This is a genomic window from Pseudomonas sp. PDM30, from assembly GCF_019218985.1.
Taxonomy (GTDB): domain Bacteria; phylum Pseudomonadota; class Gammaproteobacteria; order Pseudomonadales; family Pseudomonadaceae; genus Aquipseudomonas; species Aquipseudomonas jessenii.
Map to the genome: position 1 here is coordinate 390,840 of NZ_JAHUWM010000002.1, position 21,028 is coordinate 411,867.

The 21,028-nt window shown below is 61.6% G+C and carries 17 protein-coding genes and 1 pseudogene; 12 read left to right on the top strand and 6 right to left on the bottom strand.

Translation table 11 applies throughout. The features are described 5' to 3' along the window. Position 1: 1 nt before the first annotated feature. From pepP to gcvP, 9 genes and pseudogenes are all read left to right on the top strand, one after another. Positions 2 to 1,336, top strand: coding sequence for a Xaa-Pro aminopeptidase (gene pepP, locus KW840_RS05805; protein ID WP_218494658.1), 1,335 nt, complete (start codon positions 2 to 4; stop codon positions 1,334 to 1,336). Continuing rightward, entirely contained in the window at positions 1,333 to 2,520 is a 1,188-nt protein-coding gene (gene ubiH, locus KW840_RS05810) for a 2-octaprenyl-6-methoxyphenyl hydroxylase (protein ID WP_150813740.1), read from the top strand. The genes pepP and ubiH overlap by 4 nt, the downstream gene beginning before the upstream one ends. Before the next feature lie 37 nt (positions 2,521 to 2,557). Next, a pseudogene (locus KW840_RS28440) lies at positions 2,558 to 2,665 on the top strand (tetrameric acyl-CoA thioesterase); the annotation flags it as partial. Between the two features lie 9 nt (positions 2,666 to 2,674). Beyond that, on the top strand, positions 2,675 to 3,892 hold the full coding sequence (locus KW840_RS05815) for a 2-octaprenyl-3-methyl-6-methoxy-1,4-benzoquinol hydroxylase (RefSeq protein ID WP_218494816.1): 1,218 nt from the start codon (positions 2,675 to 2,677) through the stop codon (positions 3,890 to 3,892). A 248-nt stretch (positions 3,893 to 4,140) separates the two neighbouring features. After that, a complete protein-coding gene (locus tag KW840_RS05820) occupies positions 4,141 to 5,145 on the top strand; it encodes an extracellular solute-binding protein (RefSeq protein ID WP_057712826.1) in 1,005 nt (334 codons plus the stop codon). A 205-nt stretch (positions 5,146 to 5,350) separates the two neighbouring features. Continuing rightward, entirely contained in the window at positions 5,351 to 6,967 is a 1,617-nt protein-coding gene (locus tag KW840_RS05825) for an iron ABC transporter permease (RefSeq protein ID WP_218494659.1), read from the top strand. Positions 6,968 to 7,123: 156 nt separating this feature from the next. Next, the gene (gene gcvT / locus KW840_RS05830; protein WP_057712828.1) at positions 7,124 to 8,206 is read left to right on the top strand and encodes a glycine cleavage system aminomethyltransferase GcvT; all 1,083 of its coding nucleotides are present in this window, start codon (positions 7,124 to 7,126) and stop codon (positions 8,204 to 8,206) included. A 48-nt stretch (positions 8,207 to 8,254) separates the two neighbouring features. Beyond that, positions 8,255 to 8,638: a glycine cleavage system protein GcvH gene (gcvH, locus tag KW840_RS05835; protein WP_057712829.1), complete on the top strand. Its 384-nt coding sequence runs from the start codon at positions 8,255 to 8,257 to the stop codon at positions 8,636 to 8,638. A 228-nt stretch (positions 8,639 to 8,866) separates the two neighbouring features. Next, entirely contained in the window at positions 8,867 to 11,740 is a 2,874-nt protein-coding gene (gene gcvP, locus KW840_RS05840; RefSeq protein ID WP_218494660.1) for an aminomethyl-transferring glycine dehydrogenase, read from the top strand. A 194-nt stretch (positions 11,741 to 11,934) separates the two neighbouring features. Here the strand turns inward: gcvP and KW840_RS05845 are convergent, their stop codons facing one another. The 5 genes from KW840_RS05845 to KW840_RS05865 form a co-directional block, all read right to left on the bottom strand. Continuing rightward, positions 11,935 to 12,252, bottom strand: a complete 318-nt coding sequence (locus KW840_RS05845) for a DUF2388 domain-containing protein (protein WP_218494661.1) — start codon at positions 12,250 to 12,252, stop codon at positions 11,935 to 11,937. A gap of 68 nt (positions 12,253 to 12,320) precedes the next feature. Beyond that, positions 12,321 to 12,770, bottom strand: a complete 450-nt coding sequence (locus tag KW840_RS05850) for an NfeD family protein (protein WP_057712832.1) — start codon at positions 12,768 to 12,770, stop codon at positions 12,321 to 12,323. An 8-nt stretch (positions 12,771 to 12,778) separates the two neighbouring features. Further along, positions 12,779 to 13,699 (bottom strand): SPFH domain-containing protein, encoded by a 921-nt coding sequence (locus tag KW840_RS05855; protein WP_057712833.1) that lies wholly within the window; start codon positions 13,697 to 13,699, stop codon positions 12,779 to 12,781. Positions 13,700 to 13,783: 84 nt separating this feature from the next. Then, the gene (locus KW840_RS05860) at positions 13,784 to 15,568 is read right to left on the bottom strand and encodes a GspE/PulE family protein (RefSeq protein ID WP_057712834.1); all 1,785 of its coding nucleotides are present in this window, start codon (positions 15,566 to 15,568) and stop codon (positions 13,784 to 13,786) included. Between the two features lie 90 nt (positions 15,569 to 15,658). Then, entirely contained in the window at positions 15,659 to 15,997 is a 339-nt protein-coding gene (locus KW840_RS05865) for a hypothetical protein (RefSeq protein WP_057712835.1), read from the bottom strand. 126 nt (positions 15,998 to 16,123) lie between these two features. Between KW840_RS05865 and KW840_RS05870 the strand changes: the two genes are divergently transcribed. Then, positions 16,124 to 16,588 carry an Lrp/AsnC family transcriptional regulator gene (locus tag KW840_RS05870; protein WP_007978926.1) on the top strand — a complete coding sequence of 155 codons (465 nt, stop codon included), beginning with the start codon at positions 16,124 to 16,126 and terminating at the stop codon, positions 16,586 to 16,588. 97 nt (positions 16,589 to 16,685) lie between these two features. On the opposite strand, the gene KW840_RS05875 is transcribed toward KW840_RS05870, so the two are convergent. After that, positions 16,686 to 18,053: an inorganic triphosphatase gene (locus tag KW840_RS05875; RefSeq protein WP_057712836.1), complete on the bottom strand. Its 1,368-nt coding sequence runs from the start codon at positions 18,051 to 18,053 to the stop codon at positions 16,686 to 16,688. A 157-nt stretch (positions 18,054 to 18,210) separates the two neighbouring features. Here KW840_RS05875 and argE point away from each other — a divergent pair, with 157 nt between their 5' ends. Continuing rightward, positions 18,211 to 19,359, top strand: coding sequence for an acetylornithine deacetylase (gene argE, locus KW840_RS05880; protein ID WP_057712837.1), 1,149 nt, complete (start codon positions 18,211 to 18,213; stop codon positions 19,357 to 19,359). Positions 19,360 to 19,604: 245 nt separating this feature from the next. After that, positions 19,605 to 20,903 carry an amino-acid N-acetyltransferase gene (gene argA, locus KW840_RS05885; protein WP_218494662.1) on the top strand — a complete coding sequence of 433 codons (1,299 nt, stop codon included), beginning with the start codon at positions 19,605 to 19,607 and terminating at the stop codon, positions 20,901 to 20,903. Positions 20,904 to 21,028: the final 125 nt, after the last annotated feature.

Consider the following 21,028-nt stretch of genomic DNA (forward strand, 5'->3'; position numbering starts at 1 on the left):
CATGATCCATATCCCGAAATCGGAATACAGCCGTCGCCGCAAGGCCCTGATGGCGCAGATGGAACCCAACAGCATCGCCATCCTGCCCGCCGCCGCGGTGGCCATTCGTAACCGCGACGTCGAGCACGTCTACCGCCAGGACAGTGACTTCCAGTACCTCAGCGGCTTTCCCGAGCCCCAGGCCGTATTGGTGTTGATGCCGGGGCGCGTGCATGGCGAATACATCCTGTTCTGCCGCGAACGCAATGCCGAGCGCGAGCTGTGGGATGGCCTGCGTGCCGGGCAGGAAGGCGCGATTCGCGACTTCGGTGCCGACGATGCCTTTCCGATCACTGATATCGACGACATCCTGCCGGGCCTGATCGAAGGCCGTGACCGGGTATATTCGGCCATGGGCAGCAACCCCGAATTCGATCGCCACCTGATGGAGTGGATCAACGTGATCCGCTCCAAGGCCAACCTCGGTGCCCAGCCGCCGAACGAATTCGTTGCCCTGGATCATCTGCTGCACGACATGCGCCTGTATAAATCGGCGGCAGAAGTGAAAGTGATGCGCGAGGCGGCGCGGATTTCCGCCCAGGCGCATGTACGGGCAATGCAGGCCTGTCGCGCCGGATTGCACGAATTCAGCCTGGAAGCCGAGCTCGATTACGAGTTCCGCAAGGGCGGGGCGAAGATGCCGGCCTACGGGTCGATCGTCGCGGCGGGGCGCAACAGCTGCATCCTGCATTACCAGCAGAATGACGCGCTGCTCAAGGACGGGGATCTGGTGCTGATCGATGCCGGTTGCGAGATCGACTGCTACGCCAGCGACATCACCCGGACCTTTCCGGTCAGCGGCAAATATTCAGCGGAACAGAAAGCGATCTACGAATTGGTGCTGGCCTCCCAGGAAGCCGCCTTTGCCGAAATCGCCCCGAACAAGCACTGGAATCAGGCGCACGAGGCCACGGTCCGGGTCATCACGGCCGGGCTGGTCAAGCTGGGTCTGCTGCGTGGTGACGTTGACGAACTGATCGCCAGCGAAGCCTACAAGGCGTTTTACATGCACCGCGCCGGCCATTGGCTGGGCATGGATGTGCATGACGTCGGCGAATACAAGGTCGGCGGCGAGTGGCGCGTGCTGGAAGTCGGCATGGCGTTGACCGTGGAACCGGGGATCTATATCGCCCCGGACAACCAGAATGTTGCGAAGAAATGGCGCGGCATCGGCGTGCGCATCGAGGACGACGTAGTGGTCACCAGAACCGGCTGTGAAATATTGACGAGCGGCGTGCCGAAAACCGTCGCCGAGATAGAGGCCCTGATGGCCGCCGCGCGGGCACAGGCAGCATGAGTCGAGTCAATCTGGCAATCATCGGTGGCGGGCTGGTCGGTGCAAGCCTGGCATTGGCGCTTCAGGCCGGGGCCAAGGCCCGAGGCTGGAAGATCGTGTTGATCGAACCGTTTGCTCCTGGCGACACCTGGCAACCGAGTTACGATGCCCGCTCCTCGGCGTTGTCCTTCGGCTCGCGGCAAATCTATCAACGGTTGGGTGTCTGGCAGGAAGTCTCGCGCCGAGCCGAGCCGATCAAGCAGATTCATGTTTCCGACCGTGGTCGATTCTCGACGGCGCGGTTGTCGGCGATGGAAGAGGGTGTTCCAGCGCTGGGTTATGTCGTTGAAAACGCCTGGCTCGGCCAATGCCTGTGGCAAGGCCTGGACAAGGACGTGATCAGATGGCACTGCCCGGCAGAAGTCACCCGCATGGAGCCGCTGACCGACGGCTACCGCCTGACCCTCAATGATGAAACCACCCTGGAATGCGACCTCGCGGTGCTCGCCGATGGTGGCCGCTCTGGCCTGCGCGAGCAACTTGGGATCGGCATCCGCAAGCGTCCGTACAACCAGAGCGCGCTGATCGCCAACATCACCCCGAGCGAAGCCCACAACGGCATGGCTTTCGAGCGCTTCACCGACGAAGGCCCGATGGCGTTGCTGCCGCTTCCGGATAATCGCTGCGCATTGGTCTGGACCCGCCTGGGCATGGACGCGCAACGCCTGGCAGCCCTCGACGAGCGCAGCTTCCTCAGCGAGTTGCAGGGTGTGTTCGGTTATCGCCTTGGCACATTGAAGCAGGTGGGTGCGCGGCATCTGTATCCGCTGACACTGGTCGAGGCCGAAGAACAGGTGCGCCCGCATCTGGCGGTGCTCGGCAACGCGGCGCACAGCCTGCATCCGATTGCCGGCCAGGGATTCAACCTGTCCCTGCGCGACGCTCAGGCCCTGGCCAATGCCTTGCTCGCCAGTGAAAAACCATTGGGCGACTTCGCCACGTTGCAGGCCTATCGCGAACACCAGCGTCTCGATCAGGACCTCACCGTGGGTTTCTCCGATCAGGTTACGCGCCTGTTCGGCAGTACCCAGCCGCTGGTGTCCCTGGGGCGCAACATCGGCTTGCTCGGCCTCGATCTTCTGCCACCGGCCAAACGCTGGTTTGCCCGGCAGGCGATGGGGCTGGGTACGCGTCCAGATGCGTAACTGGCTGATCCGCCGATTCGGCAAGGCGCGATTGATAAAATACCTGCCTTGCAGGTTCGACATTCATGACAGCGCCGGCCACTTGGTGGCGCGGGTCGGGAAAACCCTTTACGAGCGGCTCAAGCCGCAAGAGAGACAGGCTTAAAGCATGGAAATGCGCGCAGATCTACTGATTGTCGGGGCCGGAATGGTCGGTAGCGCCCTGGCGCTGGCGTTGCAGGACAGCGGGCTGGAAGTCCTGCTGCTGGACGGCAGCCCCATGAGCGTCAAACCGTTCAACGCTCAGGCAGCGTTTGAGCCACGGGTGAGCGCCTTGTCGGCCGCCAGCCAGCGGATTCTCGAGCGCCTGGGCGTGTGGGACGGCATCGCCGGGCGGCGCAGCAGCCCCTACACCGACATGCAGGTCTGGGATGGCAGCGGCACCGGGCAAATCCACTTCTCGGCGCCCAGCGTGCATGCCGAGGTGCTGGGGCATATCGTCGAGAACCGCGTGGTCCAGGATGCCTTGCTCGAGCGCTTGCACGATTGCGACCTGGGGTTGCTGGCCAATGCTCGCCTGGAGCAGATGCGCCGCTCCGGCGATGACTGGCTGCTGACCCTGGCCGATGGCCGCACCCTGCGCGCGCCGCTGGTGATCGCGGCAGATGGCGCCAACTCGGCGGTGCGACGCCTGGCCGGAGTGGCGACCCGCGAATGGGATTATATGCACCATGCCATCGTCACCAGCGTGCGTTGCGCCAAACCGCATCAAATGACGGCCTGGCAGCGTTTCACCGACACCGGCCCGTTGGCGTTTCTACCCCTTGAGCGGAACGGCCAACAGGATTGGTGTTCGATCGTCTGGTCGACCACCCCCGGCGAAGCCGAACGTCTGATGGCGATGGATGAGCAAGGTTTCTGCAAGGCATTGGAGCGGGCCTTTGAAGGTCGGCTCGGCGAAGTACTGAGCGCCGATCCGCGCCTGTGTGTGCCCCTGCGTCAGCGGCATGCCAAGCGGTATGTGGCCGAAGGCCTGGCATTGATCGGCGACGCGGCCCACACCATTCACCCGTTGGCCGGGCAGGGGGTGAATCTCGGATTCCTCGATGCCGCCGTGCTGGCCGAAGTGTTGCTGCAAGCGGCAACACGTGGCGAACGCCTGGCGGATGTGAAAGTCCTCAGCCGTTACGAGCGTCGGCGCATGCCCCACAACCTGGCGTTGATGGCGGCGATGGAAGGCTTCGAGCGGTTGTTCCAGGCCGATCCGTTGCCGGTGCGCTGGTTGCGTAATACCGGGTTGAAAGTGGTGGAGAAAATGCCGGAAGCCAAGGCGTTGTTCGTGCGTGAAGCGCTGGGGTTGATCGGGGATTTACCGGCACTCGCCAAGGCCTGAGATTTTTGTTGAGGTTAAAGGCCCCATCGCGAGCAAGCTCGCTCCCACAGGAATTCAGGTGTTAATGCAATTTGTGTGAACGCTGGAGAACCCTGTGGGAGCGAGCTTGCTCGCGATGGCGGCAGTTCAGCCAGCCAATATTCCAGCTTGTGCAACATCTGGTAACTCCTCCGCAAGCGGGTTCGATTGAGAAGCTAAATGTGAGTCCTTATCATTTGTCCTCATTTTTCAATCGAGAGACCGCTCCCATGTTGGCACCGAAGCGTCTACTGACTGCACTGGCCTTGACCCTGATCGGCAGCACCGCCGCCCAGGCCGCTGACGAAGTGGTGGTCTACTCCTCGCGAATCGACGAGCTGATCAAGCCAGTATTCGATGCCTACACCGCCAAGACCGGCGTGAAGGTGAAGTTCATCACCGACAAGGAAGCGCCGCTGATGCAGCGGCTCAAGGCCGAGGGCGCGAATACGCCGGCCGACCTGCTGCTCACCGTCGATGCCGGCAACCTCTGGCAAGCCGAGCAGATGGGCATCCTCCAGCCGTTCACCTCGAAAACCATCGACACCAATATTCCGCTGCAATACCGGGCAGCCTCCCACGCCTGGACCGGCCTGAGCCTGCGGGCGCGGACCATTGCCTACTCCACAGATCGGGTGAAGCCGGGTGAACTGACCACCTACGAAGCGCTGGCCGACAAGCAATGGGAAGGCCGCCTGTGCCTGCGCACGGCGAAGAAGGTCTACAACCAGTCCCTGACCGCGACCATGATCGAAGTGCACGGCGCCGGGAAGACCGAGGAAATCCTCAAGGGCTGGGTCAGGAACCTGTCCACCGACGTGTTCTCCGACGACACCGCCGTGCTGGAAGCGATCAACGCCGGTCAGTGCGACGTCGGTATCGTCAACACCTACTACTACGGCCGCCTGCACAAGCAGAAGCCAGACCTGCCGGTGAAACTGTTCTGGCCGAACCAGGCTGACCGTGGCGTACACATCAACCTGTCGGGTATCGGCCTGACACAACACGCGCCACACCCAGAAGCGGCCAAGGCTCTGGTGGAGTGGATGACCACCCCTGAAGCGCAGAAAATCTTTGCCGACGTGAACCAGGAGTTCCCGGCGAATCCGGCCGTGCAGCCATCGGCTGAAGTCGCCGCATGGGGCAAGTTCATTGCTGATACCTTGCCTGTGGAAATCGCCGGCAAGCGCCAGGCTGAGGCGATTCGCATGATGGACAAGGCTGGCTGGAACTGAGCCAGCTGTTATGCTGCGCCCCGCCTAGGCGGGGCGTTTGTTTTTGCGTTACGCACCCCTGACGCTGTAGGAGCGAGCTTGCTCGCGATGAACGTCAGGGCGCCGCGGACCGTCAGGCTTCCCGCGTTATCGTTGACGTTTTTCGCGAGCTCGCTCGCTCCTACCAGTGTCGATCTCATCCATTAGATAGTAGAGAACCAAGCCTGTGGCCCATCCCGCCCAACGCCGCTGGTATCCAGTCGTCTTCGCCATTGCTGCGCTGGTCCTGTTGCCCCTGAGCGTGCTGCTGCTGTCCTGGCAAACTATCGATCAACAGATCTGGTCTCATCTCTGGGACACGCAGATGCCGCGTTTGCTGGGCAATACCCTGACCCTGGTGCTAGGCGTCGGTGTCGGCGTGACAGTCCTGGGTGTCAGCCTGGCCTGGCTTACCAGCCTTTGCGAATTCCCCGGTCGGCGCTGGCTGGACTGGGCATTGATGCTGCCATTCGCGATCCCGGCCTATGTGCTGGCCTTCGTCTTCGTTGGCCTGCTGGATTTTGCCGGGCCCGTGCAAACCTTGCTGCGCGAGTGGTTTGGCAGTGGCCTGCGGCTGCCGCGCGTGCGCTCCACGGGTGGCGTGATCGTCGTGCTCGTGCTGGTCTTTTATCCCTATGTTTACCTGCTGGCGCGCACCGCCTTCCTCGCCCAGGGCAAAGGCCTGATGGAAGCCGCGCGGGTCCTTGGCCAATCGCCCTGGCAAGCGTTCTGGCGGGTGGCATTGCCCATGGCGCGGCCAGCCATCGGTGCGGGCGTGGCATTGGCACTGATGGAAACCCTGGCGGACTTCGGCGCAGTGTCGGTGTTCAACTTCGATACCTTCACCACGGCCATCTACAAGACCTGGTACGGTTTTTTCAGCCTGTCGTCCGCCGCGCAACTGGCCAGCTTGTTGCTGCTAGTGGTGATGCTCGTTCTCTACGGCGAACGGCGTGCCCGTGGGGCGAACCGGGCGAGTAACGAGCGACCACGGGTCAAGGCGCTGTATCACCTGCGAGGCGTCAAGGCACTGGCGGCCACGACGTGGTGCTGCCTGGTGTTCGCCTGTGCTTTCGTTATCCCGATGCTGCAATTGGTGGTGTGGTTCTGGCTGCGTGGGCGCTTCGATCTTGACGAGCGCTACACCGGGTTGATCGTCCATACCTTGTACCTTGGGGGTATGGCGGCGTTGATCACCGTCAGCGTCGCCTTGTTACTGGCGTTTGCCCGACGACTGGCGCCCACCCGGATCATTCGTTCCGGGGTCAGTCTGGCCAACCTGGGCTACGCCTTGCCCGGTTCGGTGCTGGCGGTGTCGATCATGCTCGCGTTCAGTTACCTGGACCGCGAACTGGTGATCCCGCTCTCGAGCTGGCTCGGTGGCGCGGGCAAGCCGCTGCTGCTGGGCAGCCTGTCGGCATTGTTGCTGGCCTATCTGGTGCGCTTCATTGCGGTGGCTTACGGACCGCTGGAAAGCAGCCTGGCGCGTATACGGCCATCTTTGCCCGAAGCGGCACGTAGCCTTGGCGTCAGTGGGCCACGACTGTTTTTCAAAGTGTATCTGCCATTATTGCTACCCGGCACGTTGAGCGCCGCGCTGCTGGTGTTCGTCGATGTGCTCAAGGAAATGCCCGCAACCTTGCTGATGCGCCCGTTTGGCTGGGACACGCTGGCGGTGCGAATCTTCGAAATGACCAGCGAAGGCGAATGGGCGCGGGCGTCTTTGCCGGCATTGACTCTGGTACTGGTCGGGCTGTTACCGGTCATCGGATTGATCCGACGCTCAGCACATCGAAACAGCTAGGTGTCAGTCCTACACCTTGCGGCTACAATGCGCGGCATTCGGTGCGGTCCGTCTGACAGACCAGGTAGCTGAAATCGGTTGAAGGCCCTTTATTTCAAGGCATTCAGTCCGTGCAGCACCAGCCCGCACCTTCGCCACGCCCGGAAGGAGAAACCCATGGGACAGCGTACGCCTCTGTATGACCTTCATCTCGCACTCGGCGCGAAGATGGTCGATTTTGGCGGTTGGGACATGCCTCTGCATTATGGATCGCAGGTCGAGGAACACCATCAGGTGCGCCGCGATTGCGGTGTCTTCGATGTATCCCACATGACCGTAATCGATGTCGGTGGCGCCCAGGCAAAAGCCTGGCTCCGGCATTTGCTGGCCAATGATGTCGAACGCCTGCACAGCCCCGGCCGTGCGTTGTACAGCACCATGCTCAACGAGCAGGGCGGGATTGTCGACGACATGATCGTCTACCGTCTCGATGAGGGTTATCGCCTGGTGGTCAACGCCTCCACCCGCGATCAGGACATGGCCTGGATGCAAGCGCATCTCGACGGTTTCGATGTGCAACTTCGCGAGCGTACCGAGTTGGCGATGCTGGCCATCCAGGGCCCCCACGCCCGGCAGAAAATTGCCGAACTGGTCAGTCAGTCCCGCGGCAACCTGATCCAGCTCCTCAAGCCTTTCGAAGGCCTGTCCGATGGTGACTGGTTCATCGCACGCACCGGTTATACCGGCGAAGACGGCCTGGAAATCATTCTGCCGGCCGATCAGGCGCCAGGCTTTTTCAACGATCTGGTCGGAGCCGGGATTTCTCCCATCGGCCTCGGCGCGCGAGATACCTTGCGGGTCGAAGCCGGCATGAACCTTTACGGTCAGGACATCCAGCAGGATATTTCACCCTTGGCCTCCAATATGGCCTGGAGCATTGCCTGGGAACCTGCCGCCCGGCAGTTCATCGGGCGCAAGGCGCTGGAAACCGAGCAGGCCGCCGGCGTACAGCACAAACTGGTCGGTCTGGTCCTTGAGGAGCGTGGTGTTTTGCGTGCTCATCAGGTGGTCCGCATCGCCGATGTTGGCGAAGGGGAGATCACCAGTGGTAGTTTCTCTCCTACGCTAAGCAAGTCGATTGCACTGGCGCGCGTGCCGATGGCAACAGCCGACCGCGCTGAAGTGGAAATCCGTGGCAAGTGGTACCCGGTCCGGGTGGTCAAACCGACCTTCGTACGCCACGGCAAAACCTTGATCTAATCTTTTCTGGCGGACATGACCGCCGACCATTTCCTGAGGACACAGAACATGAGCGATATCCCTGCCGACCTGCGTTTTGCCGAAAGTCACGAATGGGCACGTCTGGAAGCCGATGGCACCGTCACCGTGGGCATCAGCGATCACGCGCAGGAAGCGCTGGGTGATGTGGTGTTCGTCGAGCTGACTGAAGTCGGCAACGTGTTTGCCGCTGAAGATCAGGCCGGTGTCGTTGAATCGGTGAAAGCCGCTTCCGACATCTACTCCCCGATTGCCGGTGAAGTGATCGCGGTCAACGAAGACTTGAGCGCTTCGCCGGAACTGCTCAACAGCGACCCGTACGGCGCGTGGATCTTCAAGATCAAGCCAAGCAACGCTGCAGACCTGGAAAAACTGCTGGATGCCGCCGGCTACAAGGCCGCCATCGGCGAGTAAGCCTTCAGCGTCATCCAAAGCCCCGACTCGTCGGGGCTTTTTGTTGTCTGGCGAATTTCCCTTGTAGGAGCGAGCTTGCTCGCGATGGTCGTTAACGATAACGCTGCAACTTGAGACCCCGCGGCGCGCTCGGGGTCATCGCGAGCAAGCTCGCTCCTACAGAGTGGCTGCTATGCTGGTTTGACCGTGTTGCATCGACGCTGAGCGCCAGTCAAGAGAGAGCCCGTCATGTCCCAATTGCCGTCCCTGAGCCAGTTACGCGACCCCAATGCCTTTCTGCGCCGCCACCTCGGGCCCGATGCCGCCGAGCAACAGGCGATGCTCGACAGCCTCGGCCTGGGCAGTCGGGTCGATTTGATCGAGCAGACGGTGCCGCCGGGCATCCGCCTCAACCGACCGTTGGACCTGCCCCCGGCACTCGATGAAGAGGCCGCGCTGGCCAAGCTGCGCGGTTATGCCGAGCAGAACCAGGTCTGGACCAGCCTGATCGGCATGGGCTACCACGGCACCCTCACACCTGCGGTCATTCTGCGTAATGTGCTGGAAAATCCCGGCTGGTACACCGCATACACCCCCTATCAGCCAGAGATCGCCCAAGGGCGACTTGAAGCGCTGCTGAACTTCCAGCAACTGACCATCGACCTGACCGGCCTGGAACTGGCCAATGCCTCGCTGCTCGATGAAGCCACCGCCGCGGCGGAGGCCATGGCCCTGGCCAAGCGGGTCGCCAAGTCCAAAAGCAACCTGTTCTTTGTCGACGAAAACTGCCACCCGCAAACCATTTCCGTGGTGCAGACCCGCGCTGAAGGTTTCGGTTTCGATCTGGTCGTCGACACTGTGGATAACTTGAAGCGGCACCAGGTGTTCGGCGCGCTGCTGCAATACCCTGACACCCACGGTGAAATCCACGACCTGCGACCGCTGATTGATCACCTGCACGCGCAACAGGCCCTGGCCTGTGTCGCCACGGATTTGCTGAGCCTGTTGTTGTTGACTCCGCCGGGTGAACTGGGTGCCGATGTGGTGTTCGGCTCGTCCCAGCGATTTGGCGTGCCCATGGGCTACGGCGGGCCTCATGCGGCATTTTTTGCCAGCCGTGATGAATACAAGCGCGCGATTCCCGGGCGGATCATCGGCGTTTCGAAAGATGCGCGGGGCAACACCGCCCTGCGCATGGCCCTGCAAACCCGCGAGCAACACATCCGCCGGGAGAAGGCCAACTCCAACATCTGCACGGCCCAGGTGCTGCTGGCCAATATCGCCAGTTTCTATGCGGTCTACCACGGCCCCGAAGGGCTCAAGCGGATTGCCCAGCGGGTTCATCGGCTGACCTGCATCCTTGCCGCCGGGCTTGAACGCAACGGTATCATCCGGGTGAACCGGCACTTCTTCGACACCCTGACGCTGGAAGTCGGCGGGACCCAGACCGCCATCATCGAAAGTGCCCGGGCTGCGCAGATCAACCTGCGCATTCTCGGGCGCGGCCAACTGGGCTTGAGCCTCGACGAGACCTGCGACGAAGGCACCGTGGCGAAGCTGTTCGACGTGTTCCTGGGGGCCGATCACGGGCTCAGCATCGACGACCTGGATGCCGAAGTCTTGCCTGGCGGAATTCCCCAAGGGCTGGCGCGAACTTCACCTTATCTGCGTCACCCCGTGTTCAGCGCCCATCACAGCGAAACCGAGATGCTGCGCTACCTCAAGCAGCTGGAAAACAAGGACCTGGCGCTCAATCAATCGATGATCCCGTTGGGCTCCTGCACCATGAAGCTCAACGCCACCAGCGAGATGATCCCGATTACCTGGCCGCAGTTCGCTAACCTGCACCCGTTCGTGCCCAAGGAACAGGCCGCCGGTTATGGGCTGATGATCGAAGAACTGGAGCGCTGGTTGTGCGCGATCACCGGTTTCGACGCGATTTGCATGCAACCCAACTCCGGTGCCCAGGGCGAATACGCCGGGCTGCTGGCGATCCGCAAATACCATGAGAGCCGACAACAGGGCGGCCGCGATATCTGCCTGATTCCTTCGTCGGCTCACGGCACCAATCCCGCGTCGGCGCAAATGGCCGGGATGCGCGTGGTGATCGTCGAGTGCGACGAGGCGGGCAACGTCGACCTGGATGACCTCAAGGAAAAAGCCGCGCAAGCCGCCGAAAAACTCGCCTGCCTGATGGCGACCTATCCTTCGACCCATGGGGTGTATGAGGAAGGCATCAGCGAAATCTGTGAGGTGATCCACCAGCACGGGGGGCAGGTGTACATGGATGGCGCCAACCTCAACGCTCAGGTGGGGTTGGCGCGGCCGGCCGATATTGGTGCCGATGTCTCGCACATGAACCTGCACAAGACCTTCTGCATTCCCCATGGTGGCGGTGGGCCGGGCATGGGGCCGATTGGTGTTCGGGCGCATCTGGCGCCGTTCGTGGCCAACCATCCGGTGGTGCCGATCGAAGGGCCGCACCCGCAAAATGGTGCTGTCAGCGCAGCGCCTTGGGGCAGCGCAAGCATTTTGCCGATCAGCTGGATGTACATCGCCATGATGGGCCCGCAACTGGCGGACGCCAGCGAAGTGGCGATCCTGGCCGCGAATTACCTGGCGCGGCATTTGTCCGGTGCTTTCCCGGTGCTTTATACCGGGCGCAACGAGCGGGTGGCCCACGAATGCATCCTCGACCTGCGACCGCTCAAGGCGTTGACCGGCATTACCGAGGAGGACGTGGCCAAGCGTCTGATGGATTACGGCTTCCATGCCCCGACCATGTCGTTTCCCGTGCCGGGGACGCTGATGGTCGAGCCGACCGAAAGTGAATCGAAGGCGGAGCTGGACCGGTTCATCGGGGCGATGCTGAGCATCCGCGCGGAAATCAACGAGGTGCAGAACGGTAATTGGCCGGCTGAAGAAAACCCGTTGAAAGGTGCGCCGCATACGTTGGCCGATATCACCGGCGTGTGGGAACGACCCTACAGCATCGTGCAAGCGGTCACGCCGGACGCGCACACCAGGGCTCACAAATACTGGCCGGTGGTGAACCGGGTGGACAACGTGTATGGGGACCGGAACCTGTTTTGTGCGTGTGTGCCGGTGGACGACTACCGCTGACTTCCCAGGTTGTACATAACCCCTGTGGGAGCGAGCTTGCTCGCGATTGCGGTGTGACAGTCAATGAAGTTTTTACTGATCCATCGCTATCGCGAGCAAGCTCGCTCCCACAGGGGGGCTCGGTGAACATGAGATTTGCGTTCGCCAGGCAAAAAAATGCCGCTCAATTGAGCGGCATTTTTTGTTCGCAACGCTTATTCCGAAACCACGGCATTCTTCGCCAGGATCGCGTTCGCCAGTTCCATGTCCGTGGCTTGCAGGCCCGGGTTTTCGGCGCGGACCTTCTGCATGGCCGCTTCCAGGTACGGACCGCGGATACCGCCGTCACTGGCGACGAAGCTGCTGGCATCGTCCTGGGCCGCGACGACCAGCTTGTTATCCTTGGATGTCAGATAGCTCGAACCGGTGGTTGCACCGGACGTAAGAACGTTACGCCAAAAAGTATCGGCCATCGCCGAACCGACAGGCAGGGACAACAGCGCGACGGTAGCGACAGCAAGTTTGAAACGCATGACAGGGTGACTCCACTGGGTTGACTACGCGGTTGGATTGCCAACCCCCAATCGAGTTCCGTGGTCGCTTAATCCGCCGCTTCGACCAGCAGGATGGCGCCTTGCTGGCCGACCACCCGCACGCGGCTGCCAGTGGCTGTGTCCGGCCCGCGGGCCATCCACACGCCGTCAGCCACCTTGATCTTGCCGCGACCGTCGACAATCGCTTCATGCACCACGAAGGTTTTGCCGATGAGTTCCTGGCCGCGCAGATTCAGGTGCGGCTGATCACTGGGACGCATCGCCGTGCGCTGACGCCGCCACCAGTACAACGCGGTGGTGATCGACAGCAGGCCGAACAACAGAAACTGCCATTCCCAGGACAGGTCCGGCATCAGGAAGGTCAAGACGCCCACGGTTGCCGCGGCCATACCGATCCACAGCAGATAACCGCCGGCGCCGAACACTTCGAGAATCAACAGCACCGTGCCCAGCGCCAACCAGTCCCAGAATGAAAGGTGCTGCAAAAATGCCCACATGGCGTGCCTCAGGCTTTCTTGTTATCGAAAGTGGCCTTGACGATTTCGCCAATGCCGCCCACCGCGCCGATCATCGAACTGGCTTCCAGCGGCATCAGGATCACCTTGCTGTTGTTGGCCGAGGACAACTTGCCCAGCGCATCGATGTACTTCTGCGCCACGAAGTAGTTCACCGCCTGCACGTTGCCGCTGGCGATGGCTTCGGACACCACTTTGGTCGCCTGGGCTTCTGCCGCGGCTTGCCGCTCGCGGGCTTCGGCTTCCAGGAAGGCGGCCTGGCGACTGCCTTCGGCTTCGAGGATCTGCGCCTGTTTCTTGCCTTCGGCGGTCAGGATCGCTGCGGCGCGCAGGCCCTCGGCCTCGAGGATCTGCGCACGCTTGATTCGCTCGGCTTTCATCTGCCCCGACATCGCCGCCATCAGGTCGGCGGGCGGGCTGATGTCCTTGATCTCGATCCGGGTGATCTTGATGCCCCAAGGCGCGGTCGCTTCGTCGACGGTGCGCAGCAGTTTTTCGTTGATCCCGTCACGCTGGCTGAGCATGGCGTCGAGCTCCATCGAGCCGAGCACGGTGCGGATGTTGGTTTGCAGCAGGTTGCGGATGGCGTGTTCGAGGTTGTTGACCTCGTAGGCCGCCTGGGCGGTGTTGACCACCTGGAAGAAACACACGGCGTCGATTTGCACCGTGGCGTTGTCGGCGGTGATGACTTCCTGTGGCGGAATATCCAGCACGCTTTCCATCACATTCATCTTGCGGCCGATGCGGTCCATGACCGGAATGATGACGTTCAGCCCCGGCTTGAGCGTGTTGGTGTAGCGACCGAAACGCTCGACGGTCCATTCAAAGCCTTGGGGCACGACCTTGAAACCCATGAACAGAATGGCGACCACCAGGCCGACAAAAAGCAAAAGCACACTACCGATCTGCATAACGATTCCTTGTTGATGTGTGGATCTGTGGAGTTGCAATGGCTGAAGTGTAGCTGTGCCGATGCCGGATCAGTACAGCCAGGCTCAGTTCTGCTCGCTCTGGGGAGTCACGCGCAGAATCTCCTCGATAGTCGTCAGCCCGGCGGCGACCTTTTGCGCTCCTGACAACCGCAGGCTGCGCATGCCCTCCTTGAATGCCTGGCGCCGCACGGCCAGCAGATCGGTGTCGGGACTGATCAACGCCTTGATGCCATCGCTCAGTTGCATGATTTCGTAGACCCCGGCGCGACCGCGATAACCGGTGTCGCGGCATTCCACGCAACCGATGGCACGCTGGGCATTGGCCGGCAACGGTGCTTGCCAGGGACGGGTCAGGGTTTGCCAGTCGTCTTCGCCCAGCGTCAGCGGCGCCTTGCAGTGCGGGCACAGGGTTCGCACCAGTCGCTGGGCCATGACGCCAAGCACTGTGGCCTTGATCAGGTAATGCGGCACGCCGAGCTCCAGAAGACGGCTGATGGCGCTGGGCGCGTCGTTGGTGTGCAGGGTCGACAGCACCAGGTGCCCGGTGAGCGCCGCCTGGATCGCCATTTCCGCGGTTTCGAGGTCGCGGATCTCGCCGATCATGATGATGTCCGGGTCTTGCCGCATCAACGCGCGCACGCCGGCGGCGAAGGTCAGGTCGATGTTGTGCTGGACCTGCATCTGGTTGAACGCCGGCTCGACCATTTCAATCGGGTCTTCGATGGTGCAGAGGTTGACCTCCGGCGTCGCCAGTTTTTTCAGGGTGGTGTAGAGGGTGGTGGTCTTGCCCGAACCCGTCGGCCCGGTAACGAGGATGATGCCGTGGGGCTGGCGGGTCATGTCTTGCCAGCGGCGCAGGTCGTCGGCGGAGAAACCAAGCTGGTCGAAGTCCTTGAGCAATACCTCCGGATCGAATATCCGCATGACCATTTTTTCGCCGAAGGCCGTGGGTAGTGTCGACAAACGCAATTCGACTTCACCGCCGTCCGGAGTCTTGGTTTTCACTCGACCGTCCTGGGGTTTGCGTTTCTCCGCGACGTTCATGCGCCCCAGGGTTTTCAGGCGACTGACGATGGCCATGGTGACCTGGGGCGGGAATTGATAGACGTTGTGCAGCACGCCGTCGATGCGAAAGCGCACCGTGCCTTGCTCGCGCCGGGGCTCGATATGGATGTCGCTGGCGCGTTGCTGGAACGCGTACTGGAACAGCCAATCGACGATATTGACGATGTGTGCGTCGTTGGCGTCCGGCTCCTGGTCGCTGGCGCCGAGGTTGAGCAGCTGTTCGAAATTGCCGAGGGTACTGACGTGCGGGTCGGCGCTGTTCGCCCCGGTGACCGATTTGGCCAGGCGGAAGAATTCGACGCTCAAGCGCTGGATGTCCACGGGGTTGGCCACCACGCGCTTGATCGGCAATTTGAGCACGTGGGTCAGGTCAGCCTCCCAGCCGCTGACATAAGGCTGGGCGCTGGCCACGGTTACCGCCTCGCGGTCGATGGCTACCGCGAGGATCTTGTGGCGCTGGGCGAAGGCATAGGACATCAGCGGGGTCACGGCCGCGACGTTGATTTTCAGTGGGTCGATGCGCAGGTAAGGCTGGCCGGCCTGCCGGGACAGCCACAGGGTCAGGCTCTCGAGGTCCAGCGGTTTGCCGGGGCGGCTGAGATCGTCCAGCTGTTGGCTGGCAATGAACTCCAGCGGATGCATCTGCCCAAGGGAGGCGTTGCGGCGGCGGGCATTGAGTGCGTGTTCGGCCGAATCCTGGCTGATAAAGCCCTGGGCGACGAGTTCGCGCAGTAGATCATTGAGATCCAGCCAGCGGTCCTGAAGGGCGATTTGTACGGACATGCGGGCTCCTTTTGAACGACAGTGCGCAAAGGATAGCCGTGGCCCGGCTGACCGCTGGGCCACTACCCGACAAAGCCGTTTCGGAGTTTTTCAGCCCGCCGCTTGAACCGCTTCGGTCCATGGGGCATCAGCTTCTTGCAGCTCCACCGAGCAGACGCTGATCAGGTTGCGAAGTTTTTCCGCAATCACCTGCGCGCGGTGCCAGCTCAAACCGTCGATGACAACTTCGATGGTCAGCCAGTCGTCCTGGCGCTGCGCGTTGACCTGCTCCGGCGTGAGCAATTGCAGGGCGAACAGATTGAGGGCGCGACACAGCAGGTCCGGTTCAGCCTCGGCCGTCATTTGATAGCGAACCCGGCAATGGGCGTTGCCGACGTTCCAGACATCGGCGCGGGCAGGTGGGGTGTTCACGGCTTCGAGATACGGCATGCTCAGGCTCCAGAATCATTGGAGAAATGTTTACATCCTGTGCCGGGTATTTCTTCTCTATGATTGGCTGTATTGCAGGAATGAAGAATAAATCAATTCACTTATTACGCGGTTAAGGGTTTTTTTATGCATAGCGAACTGGACAGCTACGACCGCAAGATCCTCGCCTTGCTGCAAGAGGACGCTTCGCTTTCCAGCGCACAGATCGCCGAGCAGGTGGGGCTCTCGCAATCGCCGTGCTGGCGGCGGATTCAGCGGATGAAAGAGGAGGGCATCATTCGCGGCCAGGTGACCTTGCTCGACCGCAAGAAAATCGGCCTGAACACGCAGATCTTCGCGGAGGTGAAACTCAATGCCCACGGGCGTTCGAACTTCACCGAATTCACCGAGGCGATTCGCGGCTTTCCGGAGGTGCTGGAGTGTTACGTGCTGATGGGGGCGGTGGATTTCTTGCTGCGGATTGTCACGGCGGACATCGAAGCGTACGAGCGCTTCTTCTTCGAGAAGCTGTCGATGGTGCCGGGGATTCAGGAGGTCAATTCGATCGTGGCGTTGTCGGAGATCAAGTCGACTACCAGTTTGCCGGTCTGAAATTTTGCGGTGACTGTGCCGGCCTCATCGCGAGCAAGCTCGCTCCCACAAGGACCGCATAAATCCTGTGGGAGCGAGCTTGCTCGCGATGGCGGTATTACAGGCGCAGCAACATTTTCCAGGCGCGGTTCTGATACACCGCAATCGCCTGCTGCTTACGTGCATCCAGGACTTCGTCGGTGATCGACTCGTTGGCCAGTTGCGCCAGCTTGTTCAACTCGCCGTACAGGCGATCCATTTCCGGGATCTCCAGCACGTTACGCGCATGGTGCAGCCAGACCTGGATGCGTTCGATGCGCGGCAGTTGCTCGGCCAGGTCTTCCGGTTGTTGCTGGTAACGTTGCAGTTGCAACGAAGTGGCTTCTTCGCCCAGCAGGCGCGGCAACCAGCTGCCCAGTTGCGCAGCGCCCTGGCGATTGCCACGGGTGTTGCGGTCGGCGGCCCAGGTGCGGGCCAGCAGCCAGCGCGAGGTGGTCAGGGAGAACAGGCCCCAGCGCGGGTCTTCGAGCTCTTCGAGGAACTGCTCGGGCGCGGCTTTGCGCACGTCTTCATCGTCCAGGCCGGCTTGTACCAGCGGACGCCAGTCTTCCAGCAAGGCATCGAGGGCGATACGCAGATCGTGGGTCGACTGACGCGGAGCGGCCTGGCCCAGGCTGCTGATCAGCGCGCGCATTTCCGCGAGGCACTCGACCCAGTCCTGCAACAGGCGCCAGTGACCGTTGAAGCGATACTGCTCGGCCAGACGCTGGCTGCTGCCCAGCAAATGCCAGCTCAGCGCGGCGAACGCGTCGTCCAGCGGCGTTTCAGCGGTGATCTGCGGTGCCGGCAGGCTCAACGAATAGCTGTGGGCGTCGTACAGGCGATAACCGCGCTCGGCCTTGCTGATATCGCATGGCATCAGGGCCAGTTTCTCGGCCAGCTCGGCGGCCAGTTCCAGCAGGGCTGCCGGTTCGCCTTCGCGCAGTTCCAGTTCCAGCTCGCAGATTTCTTCTTTCTGCTTGCCGACCACGACGTGACCCAAGTCCAGCGCTGCTTCGATGACCACTTTGGTCTTGCCGCGACCCCAGGCGAGTTCCGCGCGTTCGCGGACGAAGTCGGTGGTGAAGATTGGCTTCAGGGTCTTCTTGTCCAGCTCGGCCAGTTCCTCGGGCCAGCATTCGCCGTCGAGTTTCTTCAGGTCGAGCTTGGCCTTGGGCAGGTTCCAGTCGTATTCGTTACGAACGGACAGACCGGCGACGCTCTGGCCGCGGGTCTTGAGGGTCTGAATCACTTCTTCGCCATCCTTGCGCAGGCGCAGGGCGACTTTTGCCTGGGCCAGGTCACGCTCGGGCGTGTCGAAGTACTGATTCATCAACTCACGGCGTTCCCAGCCACTTTTGTTGCGTTTTTTCAGTAACGGGTGCTCGCGCAGTGCGGCGAGGGTTTCGCGGCTGACGCGGAGTTTGATTTCGGTTTCTTTCTGCATGGCCGGAAAATCCAGGATCGGGAGCGCAGCCGGGGGAATGTGTGGCTGCCAAGGTCGTGCAGTGTACAGGACTCAAGGTTAGTACGCGCCGAGACGGTTTATTCCTGTCATCGGTTGGTTCTATGATGGACTTCAATTCAGGTGCCGGGAGTCAGCGATGCCATTGCCGTCGATGAAAGAACAATTCGCTGCGTTGATCGCTGCACCGTCCGTCAGTTGCACCCAACCCAGTCTCGATCAAACCAACCGCCCGGTCATCGATCTGCTGGCGACGTGGCTCGGTGAGCTGGGTTTTACCTGCGATATCCAGCAAGTCAGCCCCGGCAAGTTCAACTTGCTGGCCAGTTTCGGCTCCGGCCCCGGCGGCCTGGTCCTGGCCGGGCACAGCGACACCGTGCCGTTCGACGGTGCGCTGTGGCAAACCGACCCGCTGAAGCTCACTGAAGTCGACGGTCGTTGGGTCGGCCTGGGCAGTTGCGACATGAAGGGCTTTTTCGCCCTGGCCATCGAGGCGGTCATACCGCTGCTCGATCAGCCGTTCAAACAGCCGTTGCTGATTCTCGCCACTTGCGATGAAGAAAGTTCGATGTCCGGTGCCCGCGCGCTGGCCGAAGCGGGGCGACCGCTGGGGCGGGCGGCGGTGATCGGCGAGCCGACAGGGCTCAAGCCGATCCGCATGCACAAGGGCATCATGATGGAGCGCATCGACATCCTTGGTCAGAGCGGTCATTCCTCCGACCCGCGCCTGGGGCACAGCGCCCTGGAAGCCATGCACGATGCCATCGGTGAACTGCGAGGCTTGCGCTTGTTATGGCAGCGCGAATTCCGCAATCCACAGTTTGGCGTGCCGACGCCAACGATGAATTTCGGCTGCATCCATGGCGGCGACAACCCCAACCGCATCTGCGGCCAGTGTTCGCTGGAATTCGATTTGCGGCCGCTGCCCGGCATGGACCCCAAGGTCCTGCGCGCCGAGATCCTGCAGAAGCTCAAGCCGGTTGCCGAGCGGCATCAGGTCAAGATCGATTACGCGCCGTTGTTCCCCGAAGTGCCGCCGTTCGAGCAGGCCGAGGACGCAGAGCTGGTGCGCATTGCCGAAAAGCTCACCGGCCACAGCGCCGAAGCAGTGGCGTTCGGCACCGAAGCACCTTATCTTCAGCGTCTTGGCTGTGAAACGCTGGTGCTTGGCCCGGGTGATATCGCCTGCGCCCATCAGCCGGGGGAATACCTCGAAATGTCACGTTTGCAGCCTACGGTGCATCTATTAAGGCAACTGATCGAACACTATTGCCTGACACCCGTGTAGGAGCGAGCCTGCTCGCGATGGACGTTAACGATGACGAGGGCTGCCTGGATGAGCGCGGTGCCCTCATATCCATCGCGAGCAAGCTCGCTCCTACAGGGTTTTGCAGTTAAATTGCCGATGTCCCAACCCGTATTCATGAGGAGAGCGCGCGTGTCGCCAAGCCTGTTCCGACGATAACCATCAGCCCGCTGTGCGTTTTCAGTTTCGCCCTTTTTTCGGCTGCTATTTATTACAGGCCCAGGTTCATGCCCGAATACGTCAATTGGCTTCGTCACGCTTCGCCTTACATCAACGCCCACCGCGATTGCACCTTTGTCGTCATGCTGCCCGGCGACGGCGTTGAACACCCGAATTTCGGCAATATCGTCCACGACCTGGTGCTGTTGCACAGCCTGGGTGTGCGTCTGGTGCTGGTTCACGGTTCCCGCCCGCAAATCGAAGCGCGCCTCGCGGCCCGTGGCCTGACCCCGCATTACCACCACGGGATGCGCATCACCGATGCCGCGACCCTGGAGTGCGTGATCGACGCGGTTGGCCAGTTGCGCATTGCCATTGAGGCTCGCCTGTCGATGGACATGGCTTCGTCGCCGATGCAGGGTTCGCGCCTGCGGGTGGCCAGCGGCAACCTGGTGACGGCACGACCGATCGGCGTGCTTGAAGGCGTCGACTATCACCACACCGGCGAAGTGCGCCGGGTCGACCGCAAGGGCATCAACCGTCTGCTGGACGAGCGTTCCATCGTGCTGTTGTCGCCGCTGGGCTATTCGCCGACCGGGGAGACTTTCAACCTGGCCTGCGAAGACGTCGCCACCCGCGCGGCCATCGACCTGGGCGCGGACAAACTGCTGCTGTTCGGCGCCGACCTGGGCCTGATCGACGAACACGGGCGCCTGGTGCGTGAACTGCGTCCGCAGCAGGTGCCGGCGCATCTGCAACGGTTGGGCAGTAACTATCAGGCAGAATTGCTCGATGCAGCGGCCGAAGCTTGCCGTGGCGGCGTGGCCCGCAGCCATATCGTCAGTTATGCCGAAGACGGTGCACTGCTGACCGAGCTGTTCACCCGCGACGGTGGCGGTACGCTGGTGGCCCAGGAGCAGTTCGAAGTCGTACGCGAAGCGGCCATTGAAGACGTCGGTGGTTTGCTGGACTTGATCAGCCCGCTGGAAGAGCAGGGCATCCTGGTACGCCGTTCCCGCGAGGTGCTGGAGCGCGAGATCGAACAGTTCAGTGTGGTCGAGCGCGAAGGCATGATCATCGCCTGTGCGGCGCTGTATCAGATTGCCGATTCGGATGCCGGTGAACTGGCGTGCCTGGCGGTGAATCCGGAGTATCGCCATGGCGGTCGCGGTGATGAATTGCTGGAGCGCATCGAGACCCGCGCCCGGGCTCAGGGTTTGAAGACATTATTCGTCCTTACTACCCGCACCGCTCACTGGTTCCGCGAGCGTGGTTTTGTGCCGAGCAGCGTTGACCGTCTGCCGTCGGCGCGAGCGTCGCTGTACAACTATCAGCGTAATTCGAAGATCTTCGAAAAAGCCCTTTGATCAGGATACGGTCCTTGTAGGAGCGAGCTCGCTCGCGAAAATCGTGAACGATAACGCGTAAAACCAGATGCCCCTTGGCGTCCTTGGGTTTTTCGCGAGCAGGCTCGCTCCTACAGAGGTCGGTG